This window comes from Shewanella pneumatophori, assembly GCF_023283895.1.
Taxonomy (GTDB): domain Bacteria; phylum Pseudomonadota; class Gammaproteobacteria; order Enterobacterales; family Shewanellaceae; genus Shewanella; species Shewanella pneumatophori.
The window spans coordinates 163920-187977 of sequence record NZ_JAKILB010000002.1; the positions used below are offsets into that span (position 1 = coordinate 163920).

Here is a 24058-nt window from a genome sequence, read left to right on the forward strand (position 1 = left end):
TCACTAGCAAAAAAGAGTCGAATGATAAAAGCCAGTAGCAATCGCTACTGGCTTTTTTGTTTATAAGTTAGGTTTTAAGAGTAGCTATTAACTAATATTGTTCTCAGTAAAAGAGTCTCTGAGTAAGGTTATTAACGCGCGAGTTTTCTCTGGTAAAAACTGCTTAGAAGGGTAGATCAGTGTCAGTTTAATTTCAGGTAATGGCCCATTGACTAAGACTTGGCTTAACTCGCCAGACTTAAGGGCATCTTTGACTAAGATGGTCGGTAGTAAGGCTACACCTTTGCCTGTGGTTGCCATGTGCTGAATTAAGCGTAGATCATCGGAACATAACCTCAGGGTAAGGTTATCAGGTAGAGATGCCTGGTTATAACGGCTAACCATCAGTGGGTGATGAGTAAGCTCGCTAAGCTCTGTGATATTTGGATGACTTTGCAGGTATTGTTGTGAGGCAACTAAACTGCTGGGAAAACGCAGCAGTGTTTGCTGCACATAGTCCTCGTTCTGCACTTTTACCCCATCGGGTAAGATCTGAATATCGACGTTTTGTCTCTTAAGATCAATGCTCTCTTGGCAATGCAGAACCTCTAGCTGTACGTCTGCAAATTGCTCAAGGTACTTTTCTAATAAGAGAGCGAACATATTTGAGGTAATAAGTGCAGCAGGTACCGCCACTCTTAACACGCCTTGTACCGACTTTTGTTGATTACTCAGTAACTTGGCTGCTTGGGCGACACCCGTTAAAGGTTGATTGATTTGCTGATACAGTAAACGGCCATTTTCAGTGAGCTCTATCTTACGAGTGGTGCGAATGAGTAGCTGGCAACCTAATGACTTTTCTAGCTCTTGTAAGCGTCTGCTGACTTTTGAACGTTGTAGGGATTGCTGTTTAGCTGCTGCACTGATCCCGCCATGCTGCACAGTCAGTACAAATAGATGCAAGTCATCCATACTAATATTCATTGTCCTACCTATAGGTTGCAAGTGGTCTATTTATCATTCTATTTAATCTAATTAGTAATATCTATACTACACAGCCCTCAGATTGACCTTGGATTGATTCATGCAAACCGCAGAACATGCTTTTCGTCGTTGGATGCAAAGCCTCATTTTTCTTTTTGTTATTTTGGTCGGCTATATCGTGATTGCAGATCGTTTTGCGCCGTTAACCACTGAAAGCAGAGTGCAGGGCTATGTCATTCAATTAGCTTCTGAGGTCACAGGCACGGTTGTTGCCGTGCAGGTTGATAATAATCAACAGGTCAGTAAGGGCGATAAGCTCTTTAGCATCGACAAGCAGAAATACCAGCTAGCAGTGGAGAAAGCACAGCTCACTCTGGAACAAGCTTTTGAGCAAGAGCAGGCCATGTACGCAAAAGTCTCTGCAGCAAAAGCCAATGTGGCAACCAGTAAAGCGGCGTTTGATAATGCCAATAGCGAGTACTTACGTATTAGTCAGTTAGCTAAGCGGCAGTTGGTGTCTGTTTCTATGTTGGATAATGCCTTAGCCGACAATAATGCCTCACGTTCAAGCCTCGATGCGGCTAAGCAAGAACTGCTAGCACTTAAGGTGCAACTTGGTCGCGCGCCGGGACAAAGTAACGGCGTTCTTTCGGCGCAAAATGCACTCAAGCAGGCCAAGCTGGATCTTGCTCATACACAAGTGTTTGCGCCAAGTGATGGCGTGGTGACTAACCTGCAGCTTGAAGTTGGCAGCACAGCCAACGCTAACATGCCTCTACTGACTTTCATTCCTACTGATTCGTTGTGGGTTGCGGCTGATTTTCGAGAAAAGGCGGTGGCTAAGATCAATAAACAGTCAAACGGACTAGTGGTATTTGATGCTTTTCCTGGGGAAGTATTTGCTTTTAATGTGCAAAGTCGAGACTTTGGTGTAGCGGCGGCGCAGCAAAGCCCAAATGGGCAATTGACTCAGGTAGAGGTCAATAATCGTTGGGTCAGAGATGCTCAGCGAGTCAGAATTAATCTTGCTAGCGAGCATGCGTTACCTAAGCCACTATTTGTCGGATCGCGCGCGACAGTGGTGCTATACCCAAGTGAAAACGGGCTATGGGGCTTGCTTGCTAAAGTGCAAATTCATCTTGTTAGCCTGCTGCACTATATCTATTAAATCCATTGCTTAATCTAATGATTTTAGTTGGAGAAGGAGGTTGTTGTGCAGCAAGAAACCTTATTAAAGACTAAGCGGATCTGGTTTGGTACTGTTTTCGGGCTCGCGGTCACTTTAGTGTTTGGCTGGTCAAATGGCATGTTTGCCGCATTGCTGCCTATGTTTGTGTTAACTCAAATTGATAGGTGGAATAGCGGTTTAATAGCACAGTTAGTGATTGCTGTTATTTGGGTCTGTATTCAAGTGACCTTCATTATAGGTTTTTTTCAGCCATTCCCCTTGTTAATGACGCTAGTGGTGGCGATTTTGCTGTTGTGTAAGTGCATCGCTATGACCCATAAAAGCAGTTATCTTTTTGGTTATATTGGATTACTGATGGGCTCAATTCTGCTCAACTATGGCAGTTATCAGGGCTTTGATTTAGAAGACTTTGTGATGGGGCTGGTGGCATCGGCGCTGTTAACTGGGCCAATTGTCGCACTGGCATTTTACCTATTTCCTGAGCCTTGCAACATTCAGCCTTTGTCGAATTTAGCAAACCAAAATCAAGCGCAAACCCATAATGACAATCAGCGTAAAGATCATTTAGGCATGGTCAGGCAAGCTGCGCTTGGTTGGATAGTCGCCATGGCGGCATTTATTTTGTTTCAGGTAGCCGATCTAAATGACTCGCTATCAGCGCAAGCTTCAATATTGATAGTGTTAGCGCCAATGACGTTTATCGGCTCTATGGCAGTGGCAAGAATTAGAATACTAGGCACTTTTCTAGGCTGTTTAGCTGGGATGATATTACAGCTGACTTTATATAGCCTAGCGAACAATATGATTTTGTTTTTGTTGGGCTTTGCTATTGCTGCGGCGATTTTTTGTCGTTGGCTGGCGATGGGGGGGATAAAAGCGGGAATTGGCTTTTCGGCAATGTCTGCACTCACGGTGCCATTAACCAGTAGTTTTGTGCCTGAGCAACAAGATGCCTTTTTCTCTATCTGCTATCGCTTTAGTTCTATTGTTGTCGCTGTGGTGGTGACTTCACTAATGATATGGCTGGTGCACCACTTTTTAGTACGGGTGATCAGGTATAAGCCATTAGCCGCTAGTTCGGTAACACGATAAGCGGCTAATACCTTAAGATAAATTAGATCTCATTAACCATGAGCTTGCTGCTTACTTTAGGTTCAATAGCCCAAATACTATTGGGCTCCCCCAGTGCCGTGCGGCGCTGAGCTTTGATTGCTGCGAGGTAAAAGAGCCCTGCAAACAGTAAAGCCATTAGCTCAATTAATCCGCCATTAAAGTCAGCAGGTGCCCAAGATGTTAATCCCGGAACCCACAGGGTTAATAGCGAGCTTATTGGGATTAATAGGCAGCTCAGTGCCAGCAGTTTGAGTAAGTGAATTGCTGCAACAGCAGCCCCCCGTGCAAAGCTATAAATAAGCGCGGCAAAGAAAATCAGGTAATAACAGCTTAAATAGTGTTGATTAATCTGCTCGTTGAACAAATACAACCACTTAGTCGCAAGCATCGCGCTACTCACCCCAAGCATAGAGCCCAAACAAATGCCAATGGTGAGTGATGACATAAAGCGCACAGAACGTTTCTGTAGGGGCTGTTTTTGGCGCCGCTTTTCAAGCCAAAGTAGGTTGCCACTGTAAAATAAAAATGCCCCTAGTAAACCAAGGCTAAAGTAAATCCAGCGAGTAAATCCGCCGCCATAATTACCAAAGTGCAGCGCAAAAAAGCTATTCACGATATCGCCATATAGGCCATCAGTTGCTTGATGAACGGTGCTAAATTCTACTTTATAGGTATAAGGGTTAAGATAAATATAATCGCTATAGCCACCACGCATCATGCGATCATTGGCAACAACTTCGACAGCGAGGGAGGGAGCGGTACTCGATAATTTAGTGTATTCCATGCTCTTAATTTGGTAATCACTCGCTAGCTGATTAATCCGTTCGATATGCTCATTAATCGAAGGTAACTGAGCGACGGAGTATTCTATGTCTGACTTGGCTCTTGGCTCAAACATGGTTTGCTCACCATAAACTTGCTGCAGCCCACCATAAAAAGGGTCGTGAAAAGCAAACACGACCACAGTCCAAGCTATAATGAGGTGAAACGGCAAGCTAACCACACCCACAAGGTTGTGGCTGTCTAACCAAAAGCGGTTGGCACCTTTATGCTGTCGTAACGCAAATAAGCTTTTAACTAATGTTGGTAGTAATACAATGACTCCCGATACCAAAGCAATAAAGTAAAGTAGCGCCGCTAGTCCTAAAATCAACACGCCAATATCTTCATGACCAAGCTTGCCGGGGATCGCTGCTGTGCGATGTAGCTGATCGATAAGCTCGCCTAACTCATTGCTAGTACTTAGTTGAGTCGTAATATTGCCATCATCATCTAATGTTGCATGGCGTAAGCTATCATCGAGTCTAAAGCCACGCCCTCCGCCTTTTTCGTACCAAGTGAGTGGCGATAAATCCGCAGCAAAATTTACCTTAAAGCCATCAGCAGCTTTGTCGTATTGATTAACGGCTTTGGCGATCAATTGATCGTAGTCTTGTATCGCAATTGGACTTAGCTGAGTGTGAGGTGGCGTCGCCCATTGTTCAATTTGCGGCTTGAACATGGTGAGTGCACCGGCAAAAAAGGCGATGAATAATAGCAGTCCTGTGGTGATCCCTGTCCAAGTATGAATCGATTGGTAAGTTCGCAATACATCTGAGCGAATTTTCATTGTAACCACCACAAACAAGCAAAAATTGAATAAACCAGTGCATTAGCACCTAATAACGTTATAAAGGCGGTTTTCGCACTGCGAAAGAGAAATACACCTGCCAAAATGGGTAACCAGATCAGACTGATCATCCACATATTGAACTGCACTTTTACAGGGGCATCGATACCACCTGGGCCGAACCATGCAAACAGGGCGACGCTACCATAAGCAAAGCTTAAGCCTAAAAAGATAGCTACAAAGCTTTTACGCCACCAATGAGGCTGAATCTTGTGTTGCTGAACACTTGGCATTAGCACTCTTCTCGACTATCAAACAAAGTAGAAAGCGGCAGAGCGATTAACAAAGTCACGGCTGTAAATAACCAAGTAAAGATTGCCGCTGTGGGAGTAAGTAGTTGCCACCAACTTAATAGTGCAAATAACAACAGACAAGCGCCTAGCCAAGCGAGCACTTTAGGTTGTGGTTTACGCAGCAAGCGTTGATGCTTACTGGTGGCATAAATCAACCCACTACCAATCGCCGTCAGAATGAGTGCGGCCAGTTGAAACCCTTCCATTTGTTTCCTCTCTTGTGATCAATATTTCAGATTTTTGTAAATGGTAATGTAAATGTGAATTGTTCGCAATTGCGAGTTATTATCATTTACTGTAAATTACTGCCGCAACAAATTGATACTAACTGTAACCAGAGGTAACCCATGGAATTAAGGGTGTTTAAAAGAAATCTTGTCGTCACAGCTATCTTATGTAGTCCAATTTTTGCGCCAGCTTATGCTGACAATATGGTGCCTGATTCAGGGATTGAAGTGATTACTGTATATGGTGAAAAGGTTGAGCGTAGCTTAAAAGATACCACTTCATCAGTTGCGGTTATTGATAAAGAGACCTTAGATAGTGGCCAATATCAGTCTGTTTCTGCTGCATTGTCAGAAGTGCCGAATATTGTGGTCACCACTGGTGCGGTTCCAGATGTCCGCGGCGTAACGGGTAATGGTAGTGCGACAGGTTTTAACTCTTTTACAGGTGGTGCTAAAGCGCGTGTTTCGACCTTAGTTGATGGCGTCGCTGAGCCTTTTGTTGCTGACCTTACTGGTGATACAGGGCTTTGGGATATTGAGCAGATTGAAGTATTTCGCGGCCCGCAGTCAACCATTAATGGCCGCAATAGCATTGGTGGTACCGTGTTTATCAAAACCGCCGACCCGACCTTTGATTGGCAAGGTGCTGCTCGTATAGGTTACCGCGATCAAGATAGCTTTGTAGATAGCGCAGTGATGTTGTCGGGCCCGATTCTGGAGGAGCAACTGGCTTTTCGTATTACAGGGCAAAATGTTACTGGCAACACTTATAACAAAGGTGAAGTGTACGATACTAATCCAAAGACTTTTGATCAAAACGAACTGAACACCAATCGTTGGCGCGGCAAGCTACTGTGGCAGCCGGCAGGTCTTGAAGATTTCAGCATTCAATACAGCTTTGCATATAACGATGAACAAGGTGACTCTGGGCGTAACTACTTTAAAGGTGACGACCCTTGGGCTTATGAGCCAATTTTTCAGCGTTATATTAAAACTAAATCAAATACCCACTCAGTCAACTTTGATTACCAGCTTAGCGAGGGCCAAGCATTAGATCTGCTTGTCGCTTATATGGATTACGATTGGGGTTTTGATTCTTACGAGCCTATTGCCACAGACGAAGCTACCGTGGCAATGAATGATAAAAGCTACACGGTTGATGGTAAGTACAGCTTTGGATTAAATGATAGAGATTTCAATGGTTTCGTTGGCCTTGCTTATTACAAGCGGGAACAAGACTTTAGCAGTGTCGGCGGTTTTAGTTATGGTGGTGACGACAGCAGCACTTCATCATCTATTTACGGTGAGTTGACGTTTGCACTGGCTGATAAATGGTGGTTAACCGCTGGTGGTCGTGTTATGCGCGACGAACAAACTCGCAACTTTGCTATGCAGTTTCGCGGCAGTAGCGTTGATGAGATCTTAGATAAAGCCAAAACCGTTGCTTTACCTAAACTTGTGCTGCAATACGGTTTAAGTGATAGCACAACGTTAGCCTTAAGTGGTCGCCAAGGCTATAACGCTGGTGGTGGTGCATTAGCACTGACGCCGGGTGGTGGTGATTACTACTATTACGATGAAGAGTCGGTTGATACCTATGAACTTAGTTCGCGTAGTAGCTTTGATAATAGCAATATCAGCTTGAATGCTAACTTGTTTTATAACGACTATGACGGTTACCAAGCTTCAAACAGCTTACGTCGGATCACTAACATCGATAAAGCCGTTACCTATGGTTTAGAGCTAGAATTTATTGCCATGTTGGGCAGTGATTGGCAATTGGTATCTGGAGCGGGTTGGTTAGAGTCTGAAATCAAACAAGCCGATCCAAGTTATGGTGACATTATTGGCAACGAGTTAAACTCTGCGCCTAATTTTACCGCCAATTTAGGATTAAAATATTGGTTTAATGATGAAATCACCTTCGGTGTATCAGGCAATTATGTTGATGAGTATTTTGCAGATATTGCCAATACCCCAGAGCGAGTTGCAGGAGATTACATCATAAGCCGTTTAAATATTGATTATCAAACCGACCAATGGCGTATAAGTGCCTTTGTAAACAACCTGTTCGATGAAAAAGCACTGACAGTTAATGAGCCGCCGGGGCGTGGTTATGATCATGGTTACGCAGCAATTGTTGACCCTCGCAATATCGGTGTGTCAGTGATGTACAGTTTTTGATCGCTAATTTGTAGTAAGAAAAAGGAAGCCTCGGCTTCCTTTTTTATTGCTCAAAAATTTACAAGAGACTTTCAGATGCCGTTAACGATAGCGGTTTTCTGCCTGAGGTAATGACCTCGTCTTTTGCCGCGAGCCAGGCAAAACCACCCCAGAATAAGCTGCATACAGCGCAAATCATTAAAGGTAATTGCCAGCTACCAGTTTGCTCATGAATCTCTCCCATTATCATTGGGCCTGTCGCTGCAACCAGATAGCCTAAGAACTGTGCCATCCCCGATAATGTTGCTGCCTGATAGGCACTTGAGGTGCGTAGACTAATTAAAGCAAGTGCAACAATAAAACCGCCGCCAGCCCCAAAGCCAAACAACATTCCCCAGATCATAGCTTGAGATGGTATCAGCAACAGCCCTATGATGCCGACAAACGCCATCAGAGTCAGAGCTAAGCTAAGTAAACGTTTATCTTTAATTCTCTCCATAAATGGAATAAGCACTAAAGCGGGAACGGCAGTAAATAGCTGTAGTACACCATGAATAACGCCTGCCTGATGATGACTGTAGCCCTTGTCGAGCAAAATCGTTGGCAGCCAGCTGATAAATATATACATGAGGAACGAATTCAGAGCTAAAAAGAGCGTTATTTGCCATGCGCTGCAGTTTCGCCAAAGGTAACTATGGCTTTCCAGTTGCAGAGTGTCTTTGCTTGGTGCGGTATGATTTTTTAACTGTGGTAGCCATACTAGCATCGCTATAATAGGAAATACGACTAGGCTTGCAAGTGCAACGGCCCAACTAGGGATCACATTAATCGACAAGCGTTCAGCAAATCCTGTTAGTGGGATAGCTAAGCTGGCGCTTATAGCAGAACCTGCCCCCATCATTAACACATATATTGAGGTGATGGTGGTAATTTGGGTTGGGAAGTCGCGTTTAATTAGGCTAGGCAACAGCACATTTGCAAAGGCAATGCCGGCACCAATAATAATGGTACCAAGAAACAATGTGCTAGAAGAGCCAAATGAACGCACGCACAGTCCACTTGCGACAAATAGTAAAGACAGCATTAATGCTTGCTCGAGGCCTAATTTTCCGCCTAACTTTGACGCTACAGGTGAGAAAAATGCAAAAGCCAATAACGGCAAGGTTGTTAGCATTCCCGCCTGTGTAGCCGAGAGGTGCAGTTCAGCTCTTATGGCATCAAGTAGTGGTCCCACACCGGTAATAGGGCTACGTAAGCTGATAGCGATTAATAATATGCCAAGCACTAACAGTGCTTTGTTGACTATGCGAGAAGAATGCAAAAACGACATAATCGTCACCTCCGTAATAAGAAAGTGTGCTAGCTTACGCTTCTAATTACTTGCAGTATTGAGCTATAGTGACTTATTGTTGCTAAAAACGGTCAATCAATGAAACGCAAAGAACCATCATCACACACCTTTGACTCTGATGATTACCCACAAGCAGTGGTTGCTGCTCGTTTAGTTGCTGAAGAGGAGTATGCTGAAACGCCCGTTCATCAGCATCACAAGTGTCAATTGGTGTTTGCGCTTAGTGGTTACGTAAAGTGTAAGATTGCGAATGCAATCTGGATTGTTCCGCCAAACTGCGCGGTATGGATCCCAAGTCAGGTACCTCATAGTAATTTAGTCTCCAAAGATGCCAATGTGTGCATGTTATTTGTCGATCCCGCTATTCATGAAATGCCTGATTCTAGCTGCACTTTATCAATTTCACCGCTACTTAGAGAGTTAATTGCTCACCTCACTACGCTTGAGCAAGATTACCCAAAAAATAGTGTTACCGATAAGCTGGTTGATGTATTGATCGACCAATTGCGAATAATGCCAAGGGAGCATTTTGATTTCCCGCTTCCAACAGAGCCTAGACTAAAAGCGATTGCCAATCGCTTGTTGTCAGCGCCAGAAGATAGGCGGACTGTAGGGCAGTGGGCTGGTGAGTTTGCCATGAGTGAACGTACACTATCTAGATTGGTTAAGAACGAGATTGGGCTGACATTTGGACGTTGGCGCAGCCAACTACATCTTGTTTTAGCCCTGCAAAGGCTGGCGATTGGTGAGTCAGTTCAACGAATTGCAGATGATCTTGGTTATGAGTCCGTTAGCGCCTTTATTACATTTTTCAAAAAGACCTTGGGTAAATCACCCAAACAGTACATGAAGCAGAAAGACTAGTTAAATTTGACTGCTAACGGCTGTCTATATCGTTTTATTAAAGCCTAATGGTTTCTTTGTAGCTACCGCTGTAGGGTAAACCACACATCTCATCATAGGCCGTTTGATACTCAAGTTCAGCGGTTTGGTACTGATGACTTCGTAGTAATTGTTTAGCTTGAGCGAGTGACGATACACACTGAATACTCGACTCTTCGTTGAGTTCGATGAAATTGTTATTGCCATCCACACTACCAACTAAATAATGGGTAGCATCTGCTACACCAATGATTTTTGGCTGGGCGTTTGAAGGTACTAAAGACTTCGTAATCTGAGGACTATTCATACTCTGCTCCTTGTCGTTTTGATGCACTACGCCCATCGCTAATAAATAGTTCAAAAAATGCGCTAATTGTTTTCGCCAACGAAGATTAATTAAGTTTAAAAGTCGCTAGGAAAATATCTAGGTATACTGGCGGTAATGGCTTATTAGCCTTTGATTTTTGGAGTATAAATATGCAGTTTAAGACAGTTGTTCCTGCCGTTGTGGCGCTTAGTCTAAGTGGGTGTGGTTATTTTGGTGGCGATGAAAAGCAGCAATTAGAGCAAGCTTGGCTGGCTAAAGATGAACAATTGCAGCAAGTTATTGAGCAGATCCGCAGTCAAGGTATTGAAGCGGTAGCCAAAGGCGCCGATGCTGGCAGTGTTGCTGCTTGTGTGGCTGGCAAACTAGAAATGGATCCGTTAGGTGAGCTGGTCAATGTTGAAGGTGCATTAGTTGAATCGGCTAAAGTAGCTGAGTTAATGAGTGAGCTTGAAGGGCTAATGGAGCAAGATTTTAGCTTAGAGAATATGTCGAGCTTATTGCAAAAAGGCGCTGATGCAGCGGCTTACGCGAAACAAATTATTGCTGACCAAGGTATCGAAAAAGGTTTGGCGCACATTGAGCAAATGGCAACGGCTAGCGAGGAGTTTGCTAGTCAAGATTTAGGTGCGCATTTCCAACAGTTGCTGAGCGAGTGCCAGCAAAAATAAGCAAATTCCCATGCAGCTTTATGCGTCTGTTGAACTAGGTTGTTGACCAGCGGCGCAGCAGGTTTGCATGGGTTTTAGTGATCAAATCGAACTCTTGATTTTTTCCGTGCTGCTGCATAATGGCTTTTCTGGCGCAGTCGAGATCATATAGCATTTCTCTTTGCTCGCAGCCTGAAACAAAGCTTTCAATCCAAGTCAGGGCAGCAAGGCGTTGACCTTGTGATACAGGGTTTACTCTGTGTAATGTGGTGCTCGGGTAAACTATCGCATCACCAGCACTAAGCTTGTAGGGCAATTCTACTCCTCCAAGACTCATAACTAGCTCTCCGCCCTCATAATCTTCAGGTTCATTAAGAAAAATAGTGCAAGATATATCAGTTCTGACCATCTGCTCGCCATGCATAAGTGCGTCATCAATATGATTGCCATAGCCTCCATTGTCAGTTGAGCAGCTGACAATAAATGGCATCATTTTTTTGGCATAGGTTAGTGCACTAAATTGTGGGTGTTGGGTGAGTTGCTCCAATAAATTTAGCTGCAATTGCTCGTTCACTTCTGCAGCAGCTTGCCATTGCAGATTGTGTTTTACCCCTTGAGCATGCCAACCTGCAGTTTGCTTACCACAATAAAACTCTCCTTGAGCGATAGTATGTTTCAAGCGACTGACTTGCTCTGCACTCAATACATTTTTAATAACTTGGATCATAAAGTTTACCCAATAAAGCCCATCAAATGATGGGCTTGTGATTGTGAGGACTCAATTACTGTTAGAAGGTGTAATTGACGCTAAGGTTTAATGCGCGTGGCGTATTAGGTTGTACAGTCACCCAGTTTGCACCAGCCTCTACACGGTTTTTATCCAGTGCGTTATTAAGCACCATGGCAAAGCGCCATTTATCGAGTGTGTAGTAAGCGCCTACATCAAACTCAACATAGCTTGGTAAAGTGAACTGTCGGTCATTACCATCAGTTTTGTCTGACTCGTAGCGAATACCTAAGCTAAATGACAGCATGTCGTTAACGTTAAAGTTATTCCATAACGCAGCAGCGTGTTTTGGTGTGTTGTTAACTTGTACGTCTTTAAATTCACCAATAGTGTTGTGCGCATCAGTGTAAGCATAACTTAAGGTGACGTCGTAATGGTCGTTAAGGAAGTAGGTTGAATCTATTTCAACACCTTGTGACTCGAAGCTTTTACCCGTGTTTTGAAGTAGTTGCCATTGGTCGTCAACTCTAACGAACTCGGTACTATTCTCTCTTTCTAGACTGAACAAGGTTAGTGCAGCGGTAAAGTCACCGTTGAGTAAATCTGCTTTAGCACCGACTTCATAGTTAAAGCCTTCAACCGGTAAATACTCAGTGCCATCTATACCATACTGGCTGATGTAACGAGCGCTAACGGGTTCGTACGCTCGGCTCATTGTGGCGAATAGGTTGATATCTTTAGTGATGGCTTGGACAACACCAAGATCCCAGATCATATCGTCATATTTCTTGTTATAGGTTTCGCCACCGCGCTCCTCAGTTTGTTCTTGAGCGATATAGCCAAGGCCTGCGACAAAGGTTGTGCTATCGGTAAGCTTGATACGATCTTTAAAGTAGATATTGGTATCGGTTTGATTTTTATCTCTGGCGTTTACGTCAAATAGGCTTGATGGAATTTCACCAACTAACTGGTTCTCAGGGTTAGCAACTGAAATGATGTTTTTACCTAGCGCGTCATCATTCTTTTGGAAGTTACGCGCAAAGTTAACTTTCATATCACGGTAGTTGTAACCAAGCAGCACGTGGTGTTCCATACCGAATAGCTGTGAGCGACCTTGTAGGCTGATATCAAATAAATGGTAGCTATCGTTACCTGCGCTATAAACCCACTTACGATCGATAAACTCATCACCGATTTCATTGTCTAGTCCTGAACTATCAGAAATGTACAAATCGAGTGCGTTAGATTTGGTTTTGTTATAACGATATTGGCCAGCAAGCGCCCATTCTGAGCTAAACGCATGATCAACTTTTAAACTAAAGCTCTGTGAGTTGTTGTCACCGTTATCTTTTTCACTACCATAGTATTGGCCGCGGTTCATCGGCTCACCATATTCGCTCAGATCACCGCTAAAATAGTTACTGGTAAATACACCATCTGCGTAGCCACTGCCACCAGTTAGTTGGCGGTCGGCATATTCAAATCGTGGTGTAATGCGAGTATTGTCGCTGGCAACCCAAGTAAAAGCGAGATCGGCTAAGGTTTCAGTTTGCTCGCGGCGCTCTTGGAAGTGATCGCCTGATGGGGTGTATTTGGCGAGTAAGCGATACAAGTAATCGCTGTTGTCGGCGATAGCACCTGTAGTGTCTAAGTTAAAGCTAGTGTCGTTACGCTCAAAATAACCCGTGTCGTCAGACAAATAGCTTTTATTTCTAACGCCAATGGTGGTTTCATTAAACTCTTGCGGCTTTTTGGTAATGATATTAATGATACCGCCACCTACGCCTGCGCCGTAAAGTAAGGCTTCTGGACCGCGCAAGAAGGTGACACTCTCGGCATTAAATGTAGTTGGTAAGCGCGAACCTGTACCGCCTTCACCACCTTGTAAAGAGCGCATACCATCGACCATAACCGTATCGATTTTTGTGCTGACACCGCGAGCATTATAGGTACGATCTGCTGGGCCATTACCTCTAAAACCGGCAACATAGTTGAATGCCTGTTTTACATCTTCAATAGCGCGTAGCTCAAGATCTTTAGCATCGAGAATGGTGACCGAGCGACCAACATCTTTTAGATCAACATCCATCTTAGTAACGGTTTGATCTTGGCGATTCATTTTATTGGCACGCTGACCATGAACCTTAATTCGTTCGATATTGTCATTAGCTGCAGCTTTTTCGCTAACAGGTGCTTGCTCAGTGGCGAAAGTGGGAGCGGAGATCAGCAATGAAGAAACGAGTGCACTATGAAGTAAATGTTGTTTGTTGGCTTTGGGTAGGGGCATGGTTTTTAAACTCTTTAATTATGAAATATTTGTTAACCTTTTGTTGGGGTGCGAATGATAATTATTAGCAATAACTGCGTCAATCAAATAAGTTTGCTTTACACATTGTTTACATAATATGTGGGTTATATAGCTAATTATTTGTATTTAATGCTTTTGTTTATAAGGAGAAAGTCGTAGTCCGTTTGACTTTTGTCGTAGAGAGCTTGTTACTTTAGCTAAGAAATAGTAGTAAATAGTAATTGACGGTAGGTAAGAAGTAACTTTGTAGGTTTAAGCTACAGGCGGTCTCTTTAATAAAAAGGAAGTAACAAAGCTAGACAAGGATTGCGAATACATAAAAACCTCCATTTGGAGGTTTTTTGTTTAGCTAATCGTTGATGTAATAAGCTAATAAGAGTTTACTTTACGGCTTTTACCTACTGAAGGTCGATGGTAACGACGTTAGTCACTCCAGGTAGCAAAGTCAATGTGCCAGTAGTATAGAATTCACCTTGGCTGGATCTTGCTTTCAGATAATATTGACCACTATTAATCATTATTGTTTTAGCATAATGAGCTGAAACAGATTTTTGTGATGTCCAGCCATTGCTATCAATTGCATACAAATAGCTGCTGCTTTTCATGGGGGCGCCACTGTCTTGTTGGTATGAAAGAAAGCGCACCATGGTCATGCCTTTAGGGTTTTTTTCTGACTCAATTGAGCGGATAGCACCATAATTTCGTTTTGTTCTATCAGAATTTGTAATATAGATATTTTCAGACGCGGTTGAGTATTGCTGTTGCTTATGGCTGTACTCAGGGGTAGACGAGTTAGTACTGAATGAACCATCGCTAGAAGAAGTCGTGGTTGATGCACCTATGGCGGCAATATCGGCAACTGAGCTAGTGATATTTCTAATGTCAGTACTTTTACAGGCGCAAAGGCTAAGTGCTAGGGCACAAAGAACAATCTTTTTCATAGTTTAATCCATTAAGTCAAAGCTTTAATCCTTTTAAGTAGCTGTATATATCAAAAGCAAACTACAGATAATTGCTCTCAAAAAGCTACAGCCACTTAGGTTTGCCGGACAAAATAACAACTGATAAACAGACCGTCAATAGTAGTAAAGTCTACTTTTTACGATCTGTTTTTACAGATAATTATTAAGAAGTTACTTCTTGCGACCTAGTACTTTTACGCCAGCTTTTGAACCGTCAGAGTTACCAAATACTTCAAGCTTTTTAACACAGCGTGGGTAAGCGAATTTACGCCAGTCGGTGTATTTGTTTTTCTTTAGGTCACGGTAGAAGTGAATAGTCTTAGTTTGACCATTGTTAAAGGTCACTTTGATTTTTTCTAAATTTAGATCACGCTCGGCTTTTACGCGGATAGCATCTGTTTTACGGCAAATAAGCAATGGGATTTTTGCGCCGTGATCGCCGCTGCCTAATAAGATAGTGCGACCTAAAGTAATTTGCTCATCAGCCATAGCTGTATTGCTGATAGCTAGCATGCTGGCAGCCATCATAAGACCAGCGATAAAGGTTTTCATATTCATATATTCATAAGTGATTAAAAAGGGCGGCTAAATTAGTGCTTTGTTTGCTTTAGCGCTAGCTTATCTTGAGCGAATTTTGATCTTGCTAGCAATTATTAATGAGAGACTGGTTGAAGAGTCTTATTGTTTAAATGCTAGGCTGAAAACCTTGAGGTTTGGCTAACCGGCAGCATGTTAAGTTGATGAGCAACGGATATGTTTACGAGTTAGCCATGATGTTAAAAATACAGGTTTGATCGTTTAAAGGGTCTTGAGCTGACTTTCTAATTCTTTAGTTGTTTTTTGACTGATAAACTCTTTATAGAGTGTTGCTTTGTCAGTGGGGGCAATATTGGAATTTTGACCGACAGACTCATTAAATAACGCCGATGTGATGGTTTTAGGAACAGTAACTAAGGCGCAAACTTGATCAATATTATTAATCTTTATTACGGCGACTTGTTCTACCTGACTCTTTTGTAGAGAAACACTGGTTACTTGTTTGGCTATTTGCTCAAATGAAGAGCCTGCTGTTACTAAGCCCGCAGAGTCATCTAACTTTTGGAATGTTTTCTCTAACACGCTGGCTTTTAGCTCCATATTTTGCGCTAAAGTTGTACGTGAAAGTGATATTGCATGGTTACGGTCAATGGCAAAGTTTCCAGAACTTTTGACGCAGTTAGATGCTGAAAAACCATTTGCCGATGCAGGGTTCATCACCCATGCAGGAATATTGTTTGTTGTGTTTAATTGTGCTTGTTCAACGTTAGCATCTTGGCTTGCGCAACCAGTCACTAATAGTGTCATTAATGCTGCTGATAAAATCGTCTTATTCATCGTGTAACCTTTTGTTAGATTGTTGAGCTCTTATTTTTTTCGCTGTATGTCTTTAGCTTGATATTAACTTTTTCAAGATAATTACGCGTTTCTTTGTAAGGTAAGTTTGTCATTAAGTGCTGGTAAACTTGCTGCGAACTCATAGTGTTAATTTTTTTAACCGTCATATTTACACTCTTGAGTCCAAATGCTTTGGCAATATTGCCTGACCCGGTGTTATATGCTGCGATGACTGCATACGTTGCGCTTTGGGGATCTTTAATCCCTTTTAAGTATCTGTTTTTGAGGATCTTTAAGTAGGCTGTACCTGTTTCTATGTTGACTTGTGGGTTGTAAAGCTCATTTGCATTCATAGGTTTATCTTTGCCGCGGTAGAGTTTATTGACATCATGACCCGCAGTATTGGGCACTATCTGCATCAAGCCAAAAGCGGGAACGTGAGATTTAGCTTTTGGGTTAAAATGAGACTCTGTATGCATAATGGCCAGGATCAATGGTGCAGGTAGGTTTTGTTTGACACTTTCAACGTAAATATAGGGCATGTAATTTTTAGCCCGTTCAGATATTGCCGAAGTTGGAATATCAACCCGATACTGCACGAGTTTTATAGGGGCGCGCGCTAAGGTTTGTTGATTCTTTTTAAAGTTATCTTCGAGCTTCGCGACTCTTTCGATCTCATGGGCTTTCATTACGCGCTTTTGCTCAATGAGAACCTGCTCTTTTATGGCTTCATCGGTTAACACTTCGCTTTGTTCGCTATAAATATCTAACTGACTCATTTGGCGCTCTGTTTGCGCTTTTATCGTATTTTGTACGTGATTGATAACGTCACTATCCAGCTTTACATCAATGACTTTTGTTGTATCAGTCTTGGCGGTAATGGGCGTTGTCAAGCCAATGCTGGTTAGCAACTCTTGGTTTGAGACAATAACATTATTGATGCTATCAAGTTGCTGCTGTTTATTTACAGTAGATTCATTAGGTTTGATATCTATGGTTATCTGGTTGTTTTTTAAATCGATTACGGTGCGAGAATGGCTTTTATTATCGACCACTACAATCAAGTCTTGGGAGCTTGTTTTTGCATCCCCCCAACGTGAAATAGAGTCTTGCTGTTGCTTATCCCAATCCTCTAAATAAGCGATTTGCCACTGGGTAAATTCATTAATATGTGCTGCATACCACTGATTAAACTCATTCGAATCATCGACGCTCAGTTGACTGACTTCATGATCCAGTTCTGCAAAAGGGTCATTGGCTGCAACATTACCAACGAAACATAGATTAATGGCGATACATAAAATGCTATTTCGAAGTGTTATCAAGGTTTAGTTTTCCGTGGCAAGAATTAAAAATAGGACGACAAGTCATCGGCGGAAGCTTGCTCAAGCTTATCTATGGCATCATGGATATCATTGGCCAGTTGTTGGCAATTCGAGCTTTTACATAACTCAACGATAGCTAGGCTCGTTGTGAGTTGTTCTTGTTGCATCTTCCATTGGGCTAGCCATAACTTGATGTCGTCGCTTTCGACTTTGGTGATATCAACATACTTGTCAAAATAAGCCTCTGCTTTAACAGGATCTTGTTGTTGGAGTAAGAGAGTTATCATGCTGGCCCCATCCATGGATACCACTGGCTCCTTCATCAAATACGGCAATAGGGGTTTAATGGCTGCATATTGCTGAGTAGTGTAATAAGCAACGGCATAACTTAATCCGGTTCTTGCTAAGTTAGTTGATTTGCCACTGTCAATAATGGCTGCTGAACAAGAGGCTGTTAGGTTTGTCACATTATGGTATTGAATGTTATCAAGTTCGAATTGCAGATTGATCATAGGCCAGTCAGAGAAGGGGGCCTTAATTAGCTGGGCAGCTATCAACTTATTCTCATATTTTGCACGTAAGGGTAATGCGAGTCCTTTACGGCAGAGACTTTTCATTTGAGCGGGTTTTAGGGCTCTTTCACGCTCAATAGAGGCTGAGTAAAAGGGGGATTCCCCACTAACCTGATAACGGGTACCTGAAAACTCCCAGCTGTTGGCTTGATTTGCCATTGCTGGCAAGCTTATTAAGCTTGCCAGCAACAACCCAGAAGATTTATAGCTCATTGATACGGCTTACCTGACCTGAAGGGCCTTGCGAACTTTCAGCTTCGGTTAGGCCACCAGTTGTGTTGACCTTATGAGTACTACCAACATTACCTTCTCTTAATCTCTGTTTATTTTCAGCCGATGCTTTTTTGGCTGCTGCCTCTAATGAAGGAGCATAAACGGCTACGGCAAGAGACCAGTTACCATCGGAACTCGTAAATGTTTTAACAGACACACCCGCTGGAACTTTACCTGCTGCAAATGACTTGTATGCGTCTGATGTTTTCATATTATTGAGGAAAGTATGCTTATCTTCTGCAAGTACCGTAGCATCGGCAGGGTTGATATTGTCAGGTTCGTATTCGAACTGTTCATTCTTCTCAACTTGGTTTTCAGCAAAGCCACCTTGCCAGTATACTTCTTCACCTTGCATCACTGAGATCAAGCTGTTACGTGCCTTAGCCTGTGCTTGTGATTTGGAAGCGCTCAATAATTTACGTTGAACATTCTTGCTTCTATTTTCACGAATAATTGAGGAACCAAAACCAAGTACAAATGACTCACCTGTATCTGCGTTAGTAATCACTTTCGCGCCAACAGGAGGCATCACACCAGCTTGTAGATCATTGATAATTTGCTTAAAGATGATATTAGGTTCAGTTGTTTGGGTTAAGGCACCCACTTGACGTTTGGTTTGCTCACGGGTTTTTGGCGTAGAGATTAAACTTACGCGCACCATTTTTTCTGTTGGATCGTCAAAAACATCGAAGGTGACATAACCAACTAAAGCGCCTTTAACCGACTCGGCACAATTATCACTGGTGAAACTGTGGGTGTTGGCGGCACTTTCTGTGCCCGTATCAATCATGTCCGTCACCTCGGTAACGACAGTGGCGCATGCATTGCTCATGCCTTCCATATTCTCCACTAACTGCTTCTTAGCAATTTGGAAGGCTTTGGTATAAGCAGCACGTTTTGATAATAGTGACGCATTACGGTTTTCGTAGGTTTCGTAGCTTGCAGAACCTGTAGAAAGGATCCCGACTCCAGAGCTAACAGCAATCATTTTCACGCCGTCGCCGTCATCTTCAATGAGGCTTTTATGGGCAACTAACACGGCAGCCTTTGCGTCAGTTGCAACCACTAAACCATCAACTTCTTTGACATCTGAAGTATCAACGGTTTGCGCTTGATCTTCATTTGTTGCAGGCACGAGATCGTTGAGGTCAAAATCAACACTGGCATGGGCAGAGCCTAGGACACTTGCTAATACTAATGACACGAGCGTTTTTTTAAACATGAAAAAATATATCCTTTATGGGCTTACAGTACCTGAATTTGGTATTCATTAAGTACGCTGAGTTTTGTTTGGTATTGTGGCTGGTGAATGCGTAATGATGGCTCTATGTATTGGGCTAAGTCGTTTGCATTATTTAACGATCTAAGCTGCACTATGACTCTGCCGGATTCTGCATTAATTTTTATATCTGAAACACCATTGATTGCGCTGAGTAAGGTATAAAGCTGACCATGCTTACCTGCTGCTCTCTCCGATAAAATCAATTCACGGACTGGACCACCTCGCATCGCCATCTTATGAACAGAATCATGTAGCTGCTGTTTGAGTGCTTGCTGATTGTCTTCTAAAGCCAGATGGACTGAGGCCAACTCATTGAGCATGTCGGGCTGGTTTGGCAAAGTTAAAAAGGTTGGGTCGTTCTGCCAGGCACCGTATTGGTTACCAGCACGGTCGACTACACTTGCTCTAAGTTCAAGTTGTAGCCCAGAAGGGGTTATCTTTTCGTTTTCTAAAACCTGCAGAATGATACTCGCCGCAGCTGGTGACTCAGATAGATTGAATCCCATGGAGGCAAGCGCATCGGTAAAGATTTGCTTTACAATGGGAAGCTTAGCATCAATATAAACGGTGGGTTGTCCAAGACTTGTTATTAGCTCAGCCACTTTTTCTTCGATACGTTTTTTCTCAACAGTAATATCGAGGGTGACTGTCAATGTACCGTCTGGTAATTGCACTGAGCTGACTTCATTCCAGTGGCTTATTAGCCCTTGAGATTGCAAAGAGAGAGACTGTGTTGCCACCTCTTGCATATTAAAGTCATCAGAGTTCGCAGATGCCGACATATTTGAGCTCGATTGCTGCATAAAGCCAGACTTAACCATCACTCCAAGAACCTGACTTACAGCACGTTGAAATGCATCTTGCTCTGCGGCTTGGCGAGCAGTTAGACCCGCTTTGCTTTTTCCTTCTCCAACAACAACGACTGACATTGTTGGCTCCGAACCCCAGACAACATCTTGCTCGCTTTCTTGATCTTGATCAGCGGGGGGAGTCAGGCGCACTGTTATGCATGTATCATCCCCCTGAATTTCAGGCTGATCATAGTTAGCTCGAATGGTGCCTTGGGCAATCCCCGATACTAACAACTCTCGGCTCTGTTGATTATATTGTTCGTCAAACAGCTGAGCGTCGTCAGTAGAGAATGAGAATGAAGTTTCGCCTAACAGAAATAAGCGCAGACTATTTAAAGCTTGCGCCTTTGCTGCCTCTATTGCTAAAGCCCCACGTCCATATGCACAGCCTTGTTCAACAAGAGCCAGCGAAGACTGGCTCTTATCTAGCTCCAATGCTGAAGCTGACAGGCATACAAATAAGGTACTGAGGGCGAAGCCTTGAGTTAACCTTTTTGCACCCATGTACTACGTTCCTTCATAAACTCAATTGGTACCCCTACACTGACGGCAAAGATGCGGCGTTGACGGTCTGGACGATAGATGCCTGTTTCCGCTTCATCGCGTACCTGCTCTGCAAGATTACTGTCTTTCCAACGGATAATTTTGCCTTGAGCACTTTGCATGCTTGGGTTAACGGTTGCGACACCAATTGGTTCAACAAATCCTGCGCTATATTCAAACACCACCATTGTTTCGTTGGGTAACACCCCCGCATTTTGACCGCGGTCTAATGAAATACGGTCTCCTTTAATCCCCATCACTTGTGCAGTGGCTGGCATCTCTTTGAGTAGTCGGGTAAGCATGATGTCGAAGCTACGCGATGACATTTCGTTTAATACCGATTCAACATCCTTGCTGCTGGTGTAGTTAAAACCACGGTAGTATTCGCCGTTAGCAATGACAGTGGTATAACTGCTTTTTTCTCGCACATCGAAGTTAGAGACGCGGATTTTGCCAATATTTGGGTAGCTCAATTTTTCCCGGGTATAAGGATCGATTACACCGGTCGATATTTCCATTGAGGTTTGGAATAAGGATTGAGTTGAGCCAAACAGCATGTCGCCTGTTTTGAGCACATCGACTTTTATGATGTAATCAGTAGATAGTTTGCTCTTGCTGCTGGCCTTTTTAGCAACATTAACTGCGCCCTCATCAGCAAGAATCTCTCCCATCGCGGCATTCACAGAATCCGTATCTCGAGTCAAAATGCGGAAGCGGTTAACGCCTGCAAATTGGTTTTCAAGTGTGTTTTCTAGTGCTTTGCTTTGAAACTTGCCAATACTTGAATGCATCGCATTAAATACATCTGCAGACGTGCCTTGCAAGTTCTCGCTGACATCAGTTTGCACATCACCGAAATAGAGACGAATGGTCTTCTTGGCTAATGGACAGCGACTATCTTTCTCTTCAGTTTCATAAGAGCAAAATTGCAAGCCTTGGGTGTTGAAGTATGCAGGCACTTCGATGTCACTGTTTTCAAAATCATGTGCAGATTTGCCGATAATCAGTGATGAGTTTCCTGCATTACTTTCAACTGAATGTGTCTGGGAGACCTTAGTGCTCTGGCAGCCCGTGATGGCGATACCTATAGCGACTAAACAAGCAATTTTAGTCAGCTTCATTATGCTTTCACTTTCTCTGCTAATACTTTATCTAGATTTTTTAATTGCTCGATTGTGTTTTGATCCATTGAAATCAATGTATTGGCATCAAGGGCAAGCTCTGAACGAGCTTTTAGCTCATTGTATGCTTCAACGATAGGTACAATCTCTTCAGCTTCACCTTCTTCTTTTGATTCGTTTGAACCAAACTTAAGCATGCTATCAAGGGCGCCTCCTGCCGCATCGTGAGCGATCGCCGTAGCATTTTGTGAAGCAATGTAGGCGATTTCAGCAACTTGCAGGGTAATATCGGCAGCAAGTTCTAGGTTTTCATCAAAGATGTCATCTGAGGCTTGTTGGTACGCTTCTACTTGAGGGCGGATTTTCTTATTTTCAGGTTTTGCCGCATCAAAGTCGTTCATCGCAATAAGCAGTTCTTCGTCAGACTTGTCTGCGTTAACGGCTAAGAAACCTGCTACATCAGCATGCTTTGCAGCTAGAGTCGAGTAGCTATTAAATACTGCACATTGGCGCTCTTGAATTGACACCATAACCTTTGATGCTTTATCGACGGCATAAGAAACAGGTGTATACTTATCACCAAGAGTGGCGCAGCTCTCGGTTAGTTCTACTTTCATTTGAGCGCGATCAGCTGTAGATGATTCTGTACCAGTGATAGAAGCACAGCCAGAGATAACAGAAAGCATTAGACCTGCAAGAATGGTTTTTTTAAACATTGTTATGTCCTTTAATGTAGCAATGTAAATATTGATTTATTGTTTATGGTATTAATTATTTTTTGCTGTGCGGCATTCTTAGCTGACTCTGCGCTATTTGGCGACAGGCCTATTTCGGTCAGTATCTTTTGACTAACCGTTACGCTGGGTTTATTCGCTTCAAATAACTGTAAAAATAGAGTCTGCTTAGCGATAAACTGCTGTCCTTGTCTACCATGTTGAGTTTTGGCTTTGATATAAAGCGTAATGTGTGCATCTGCAGAAACTATTAATGATTGTGCTAATTTCGCCTTGATAGTTGATGCAAATAAATCTGGCGAAGAAATAATTGTTACACTAATACTCTGGATCTGCTTGTTTAGTGAGCGCTCTAAACTGAGGTGAATTTTATTTAAAGGGGCAAGGCTTGTTTCAATTAAACTAGGTACAAGTGTGATAGCATTCTGTGCTTTAGAAAGTAATCTTGACACCTCATTTAAACGGTTTAGATCTCGCCATGAGCTACCATTATTAGCTAATAAATCTGTAGCAAGTAAATGACTGTGGTTGATATCATTTAGTAGTTTATTAACCCATACAGTTTTATTGATTCTAAACTCATATTCACAAGGCTGTTGCTCACAACTTTGGCTAACTAACTCCATGTTACTGATTTCCACAGGCAGAGAATTAATGCTTGAATTAAGCGAATAGCTAGAAGTAACAAGGTTATCTGTTTTTTCTTGTTGGTTTTTTTCAGAAACCTCTACCTTGCTATATAGCTGTAATGCTAATTGCTGCTTTGCGTCTCGTTCTGCAGCACTTTGGTCGTTACCATATCCTTTAATTGTTAGGTATGTATCACTAGCATGGGCGCTCTTTGTAATGCTAAGTATTAGTATTATTTGTAGAGCAAGCAAAGTCTTAATTAGCGACTTCATAATTTAGTTAGCTTTTGTTATTTTTTATAAAATACGAAAATGCTATCTATATTTCAATTGTATTTATTTTGATTGAAAGTTGATTTTCTTGCACTTCTAGTCAAATTAATCGATTCGTGTTGTCGGGGAATGGGGGGTGTTGCTTTAGTTTTATTGGATTTTAATATAGTGAAGTCATGATTTTTTCTGGGATAGTTGTCTAATTAAACGTTTTTTGTTTTCATGCTTATAATTGGCGGGTTTATTCGTTTTCATGAAT

Annotated in this window: 23 protein-coding genes; 5 read left to right on the plus strand and 18 right to left on the minus strand. The window is 42.7% G+C overall.

All coding sequences use genetic code 11. From position 1 onward, the window contains the following. Window positions 1-87: 87 nt before the first annotated feature. A complete protein-coding gene (locus tag L2740_RS03745; RefSeq protein ID WP_248948778.1) occupies window positions 88-963 on the minus strand; it encodes a LysR family transcriptional regulator in 876 nt (291 codons plus the stop codon). 100 nt (window positions 964-1063) lie between these two features. Here L2740_RS03745 and L2740_RS03750 point away from each other — a divergent pair, with 100 nt between their 5' ends. Then, the gene (locus tag L2740_RS03750; protein WP_248948780.1) at window positions 1064-2131 is read left to right on the plus strand and encodes an HlyD family secretion protein; all 1068 of its coding nucleotides are present in this window, start codon (window positions 1064-1066) and stop codon (window positions 2129-2131) included. 45 nt (window positions 2132-2176) lie between these two features. Beyond that, window positions 2177-3244, plus strand: coding sequence for a DUF2955 domain-containing protein (locus L2740_RS03755; RefSeq protein WP_248948781.1), 1068 nt, complete (start codon window positions 2177-2179; stop codon window positions 3242-3244). Window positions 3245-3266: 22 nt separating this feature from the next. On the opposite strand, the gene L2740_RS03760 is transcribed toward L2740_RS03755, so the two are convergent. The 3 genes from L2740_RS03760 to L2740_RS03770 are packed head-to-tail and all read right to left on the minus strand — an operon-like array spanning window position 3267 to window position 5433. Continuing rightward, the gene (locus tag L2740_RS03760) at window positions 3267-4874 is read right to left on the minus strand and encodes a PepSY-associated TM helix domain-containing protein (protein WP_248948783.1); all 1608 of its coding nucleotides are present in this window, start codon (window positions 4872-4874) and stop codon (window positions 3267-3269) included. Further along, the gene (locus L2740_RS03765; protein ID WP_248948784.1) at window positions 4871-5167 is read right to left on the minus strand and encodes a hypothetical protein; all 297 of its coding nucleotides are present in this window, start codon (window positions 5165-5167) and stop codon (window positions 4871-4873) included. Before L2740_RS03765 ends, L2740_RS03760 begins: the two co-directional genes overlap by 4 nt. Beyond that, a complete protein-coding gene (locus L2740_RS03770) occupies window positions 5167-5433 on the minus strand; it encodes a hypothetical protein (protein WP_248948786.1) in 267 nt (88 codons plus the stop codon). The genes L2740_RS03765 and L2740_RS03770 overlap by 1 nt, the downstream gene beginning before the upstream one ends. Window positions 5434-5574: 141 nt before the next feature. Between L2740_RS03770 and L2740_RS03775 the strand changes: the two genes are divergently transcribed. Further along, complete coding sequence (locus L2740_RS03775; RefSeq protein ID WP_248948788.1) at window positions 5575-7638, plus strand: TonB-dependent receptor; 2064 nt, start codon at window positions 5575-5577, stop codon at window positions 7636-7638. Window positions 7639-7696: 58 nt separating this feature from the next. On the opposite strand, the gene L2740_RS03780 is transcribed toward L2740_RS03775, so the two are convergent. Then, window positions 7697-8947, minus strand: a complete 1251-nt coding sequence (locus tag L2740_RS03780) for an MFS transporter (RefSeq protein ID WP_248948789.1) — start codon at window positions 8945-8947, stop codon at window positions 7697-7699. 99 nt (window positions 8948-9046) lie between these two features. Here L2740_RS03780 and L2740_RS03785 point away from each other — a divergent pair, with 99 nt between their 5' ends. Continuing rightward, complete coding sequence (locus L2740_RS03785; protein ID WP_248948791.1) at window positions 9047-9832, plus strand: AraC family transcriptional regulator; 786 nt, start codon at window positions 9047-9049, stop codon at window positions 9830-9832. 37 nt (window positions 9833-9869) lie between these two features. On the opposite strand, the gene L2740_RS03790 is transcribed toward L2740_RS03785, so the two are convergent. Next, complete coding sequence (locus L2740_RS03790) at window positions 9870-10157, minus strand: DUF6482 family protein (protein WP_248948792.1); 288 nt, start codon at window positions 10155-10157, stop codon at window positions 9870-9872. A 170-nt stretch (window positions 10158-10327) separates the two neighbouring features. On the opposite strand from L2740_RS03790, the gene L2740_RS03795 reads away from it, so the two are divergent. Further along, on the plus strand, window positions 10328-10846 hold the full coding sequence (locus tag L2740_RS03795) for a hypothetical protein (RefSeq protein WP_248948794.1): 519 nt from the start codon (window positions 10328-10330) through the stop codon (window positions 10844-10846). Between the two features lie 34 nt (window positions 10847-10880). Here L2740_RS03795 and L2740_RS03800 read toward each other — a convergent pair whose 3' ends face one another. From L2740_RS03800 to L2740_RS03855, 12 genes are all read right to left on the minus strand, one after another. Then, window positions 10881-11552, minus strand: a complete 672-nt coding sequence (locus L2740_RS03800) for a Fe2+-dependent dioxygenase (protein WP_248948795.1) — start codon at window positions 11550-11552, stop codon at window positions 10881-10883. A gap of 61 nt (window positions 11553-11613) precedes the next feature. Next, the gene (locus L2740_RS03805) at window positions 11614-13839 is read right to left on the minus strand and encodes a TonB-dependent siderophore receptor (RefSeq protein ID WP_248948797.1); all 2226 of its coding nucleotides are present in this window, start codon (window positions 13837-13839) and stop codon (window positions 11614-11616) included. Between the two features lie 419 nt (window positions 13840-14258). Then, window positions 14259-14801, minus strand: coding sequence for a hypothetical protein (locus L2740_RS03810; protein ID WP_248948799.1), 543 nt, complete (start codon window positions 14799-14801; stop codon window positions 14259-14261). Between the two features lie 192 nt (window positions 14802-14993). Next, window positions 14994-15380, minus strand: a complete 387-nt coding sequence (locus tag L2740_RS03815; protein WP_420833503.1) for a DUF2541 family protein — start codon at window positions 15378-15380, stop codon at window positions 14994-14996. Window positions 15381-15620: 240 nt separating this feature from the next. After that, window positions 15621-16196 (minus strand): hypothetical protein, encoded by a 576-nt coding sequence (locus L2740_RS03820; RefSeq protein WP_248948802.1) that lies wholly within the window; start codon window positions 16194-16196, stop codon window positions 15621-15623. 14 nt (window positions 16197-16210) lie between these two features. Further along, the gene (locus L2740_RS03825; protein ID WP_248948803.1) at window positions 16211-17521 is read right to left on the minus strand and encodes a transglycosylase SLT domain-containing protein; all 1311 of its coding nucleotides are present in this window, start codon (window positions 17519-17521) and stop codon (window positions 16211-16213) included. 23 nt (window positions 17522-17544) lie between these two features. Then, a complete protein-coding gene (locus L2740_RS03830; protein ID WP_248948804.1) occupies window positions 17545-18306 on the minus strand; it encodes a hypothetical protein in 762 nt (253 codons plus the stop codon). Continuing rightward, complete coding sequence (locus L2740_RS03835; protein ID WP_248948805.1) at window positions 18296-19588, minus strand: hypothetical protein; 1293 nt, start codon at window positions 19586-19588, stop codon at window positions 18296-18298. Before L2740_RS03835 ends, L2740_RS03830 begins: the two co-directional genes overlap by 11 nt. 23 nt (window positions 19589-19611) lie before the next feature. Then, complete coding sequence (locus L2740_RS03840; RefSeq protein WP_248948806.1) at window positions 19612-21003, minus strand: hypothetical protein; 1392 nt, start codon at window positions 21001-21003, stop codon at window positions 19612-19614. Then, window positions 20985-22163, minus strand: coding sequence for a hypothetical protein (locus L2740_RS03845; RefSeq protein WP_248948807.1), 1179 nt, complete (start codon window positions 22161-22163; stop codon window positions 20985-20987). The genes L2740_RS03840 and L2740_RS03845 overlap by 19 nt, the downstream gene beginning before the upstream one ends. Then, the gene (locus tag L2740_RS03850) at window positions 22163-22879 is read right to left on the minus strand and encodes a hypothetical protein (protein WP_248948808.1); all 717 of its coding nucleotides are present in this window, start codon (window positions 22877-22879) and stop codon (window positions 22163-22165) included. The genes L2740_RS03845 and L2740_RS03850 overlap by 1 nt, the downstream gene beginning before the upstream one ends. 11 nt (window positions 22880-22890) lie before the next feature. Further along, window positions 22891-23799, minus strand: a complete 909-nt coding sequence (locus L2740_RS03855) for a hypothetical protein (RefSeq protein ID WP_248948809.1) — start codon at window positions 23797-23799, stop codon at window positions 22891-22893. Window positions 23800-24058 lie beyond the last annotated feature (259 nt).

Excerpts from the sequence above, each read along its gene's own strand:
- L2740_RS03750 (WP_248948780.1), top strand. The coding sequence starts at position 1,064 with ATGCAAACCGCAGAACATGCTTTTCGTCGTTGGATGCAAAGCCTCATT.
- L2740_RS03800 (WP_248948795.1), bottom strand. The coding sequence starts at position 11,552 with ATGATCCAAGTTATTAAAAATGTATTGAGTGCAGAGCAAGTCAGTCGC.
- L2740_RS03835 (WP_248948805.1), bottom strand. The coding sequence starts at position 19,588 with ATGTTTAAAAAAACGCTCGTGTCATTAGTATTAGCAAGTGTCCTAGGC.
- L2740_RS03810 (WP_248948799.1), bottom strand. The coding sequence starts at position 14,801 with ATGAAAAAGATTGTTCTTTGTGCCCTAGCACTTAGCCTTTGCGCCTGT.
- L2740_RS03745 (WP_248948778.1), bottom strand. The coding sequence starts at position 963 with ATGAATATTAGTATGGATGACTTGCATCTATTTGTACTGACTGTGCAG.
- L2740_RS03820 (WP_248948802.1), bottom strand. The coding sequence starts at position 16,196 with ATGAATAAGACGATTTTATCAGCAGCATTAATGACACTATTAGTGACT.
- L2740_RS03790 (WP_248948792.1), bottom strand. The coding sequence starts at position 10,157 with ATGAATAGTCCTCAGATTACGAAGTCTTTAGTACCTTCAAACGCCCAG.
- L2740_RS03770 (WP_248948786.1), bottom strand. The coding sequence starts at position 5,433 with ATGGAAGGGTTTCAACTGGCCGCACTCATTCTGACGGCGATTGGTAGT.
- L2740_RS03855 (WP_248948809.1), bottom strand. The coding sequence starts at position 23,799 with ATGAAGTCGCTAATTAAGACTTTGCTTGCTCTACAAATAATACTAATA.
- L2740_RS03830 (WP_248948804.1), bottom strand. The coding sequence starts at position 18,306 with ATGAGCTATAAATCTTCTGGGTTGTTGCTGGCAAGCTTAATAAGCTTG.
- L2740_RS03850 (WP_248948808.1), bottom strand. The coding sequence starts at position 22,879 with ATGTTTAAAAAAACCATTCTTGCAGGTCTAATGCTTTCTGTTATCTCT.
- L2740_RS03785 (WP_248948791.1), top strand. The coding sequence starts at position 9,047 with ATGAAACGCAAAGAACCATCATCACACACCTTTGACTCTGATGATTAC.
- L2740_RS03795 (WP_248948794.1), top strand. The coding sequence starts at position 10,328 with ATGCAGTTTAAGACAGTTGTTCCTGCCGTTGTGGCGCTTAGTCTAAGT.
- L2740_RS03775 (WP_248948788.1), top strand. The coding sequence starts at position 5,575 with ATGGAATTAAGGGTGTTTAAAAGAAATCTTGTCGTCACAGCTATCTTA.
- L2740_RS03760 (WP_248948783.1), bottom strand. The coding sequence starts at position 4,874 with ATGAAAATTCGCTCAGATGTATTGCGAACTTACCAATCGATTCATACT.
- L2740_RS03840 (WP_248948806.1), bottom strand. The coding sequence starts at position 21,003 with ATGGGTGCAAAAAGGTTAACTCAAGGCTTCGCCCTCAGTACCTTATTT.
- L2740_RS03805 (WP_248948797.1), bottom strand. The coding sequence starts at position 13,839 with ATGCCCCTACCCAAAGCCAACAAACAACATTTACTTCATAGTGCACTC.
- L2740_RS03845 (WP_248948807.1), bottom strand. The coding sequence starts at position 22,163 with ATGAAGCTGACTAAAATTGCTTGTTTAGTCGCTATAGGTATCGCCATC.
- L2740_RS03780 (WP_248948789.1), bottom strand. The coding sequence starts at position 8,947 with ATGTCGTTTTTGCATTCTTCTCGCATAGTCAACAAAGCACTGTTAGTG.
- L2740_RS03815 (WP_420833503.1), bottom strand. The coding sequence starts at position 15,380 with ATGAATATGAAAACCTTTATCGCTGGTCTTATGATGGCTGCCAGCATG.
- L2740_RS03765 (WP_248948784.1), bottom strand. The coding sequence starts at position 5,167 with ATGCCAAGTGTTCAGCAACACAAGATTCAGCCTCATTGGTGGCGTAAA.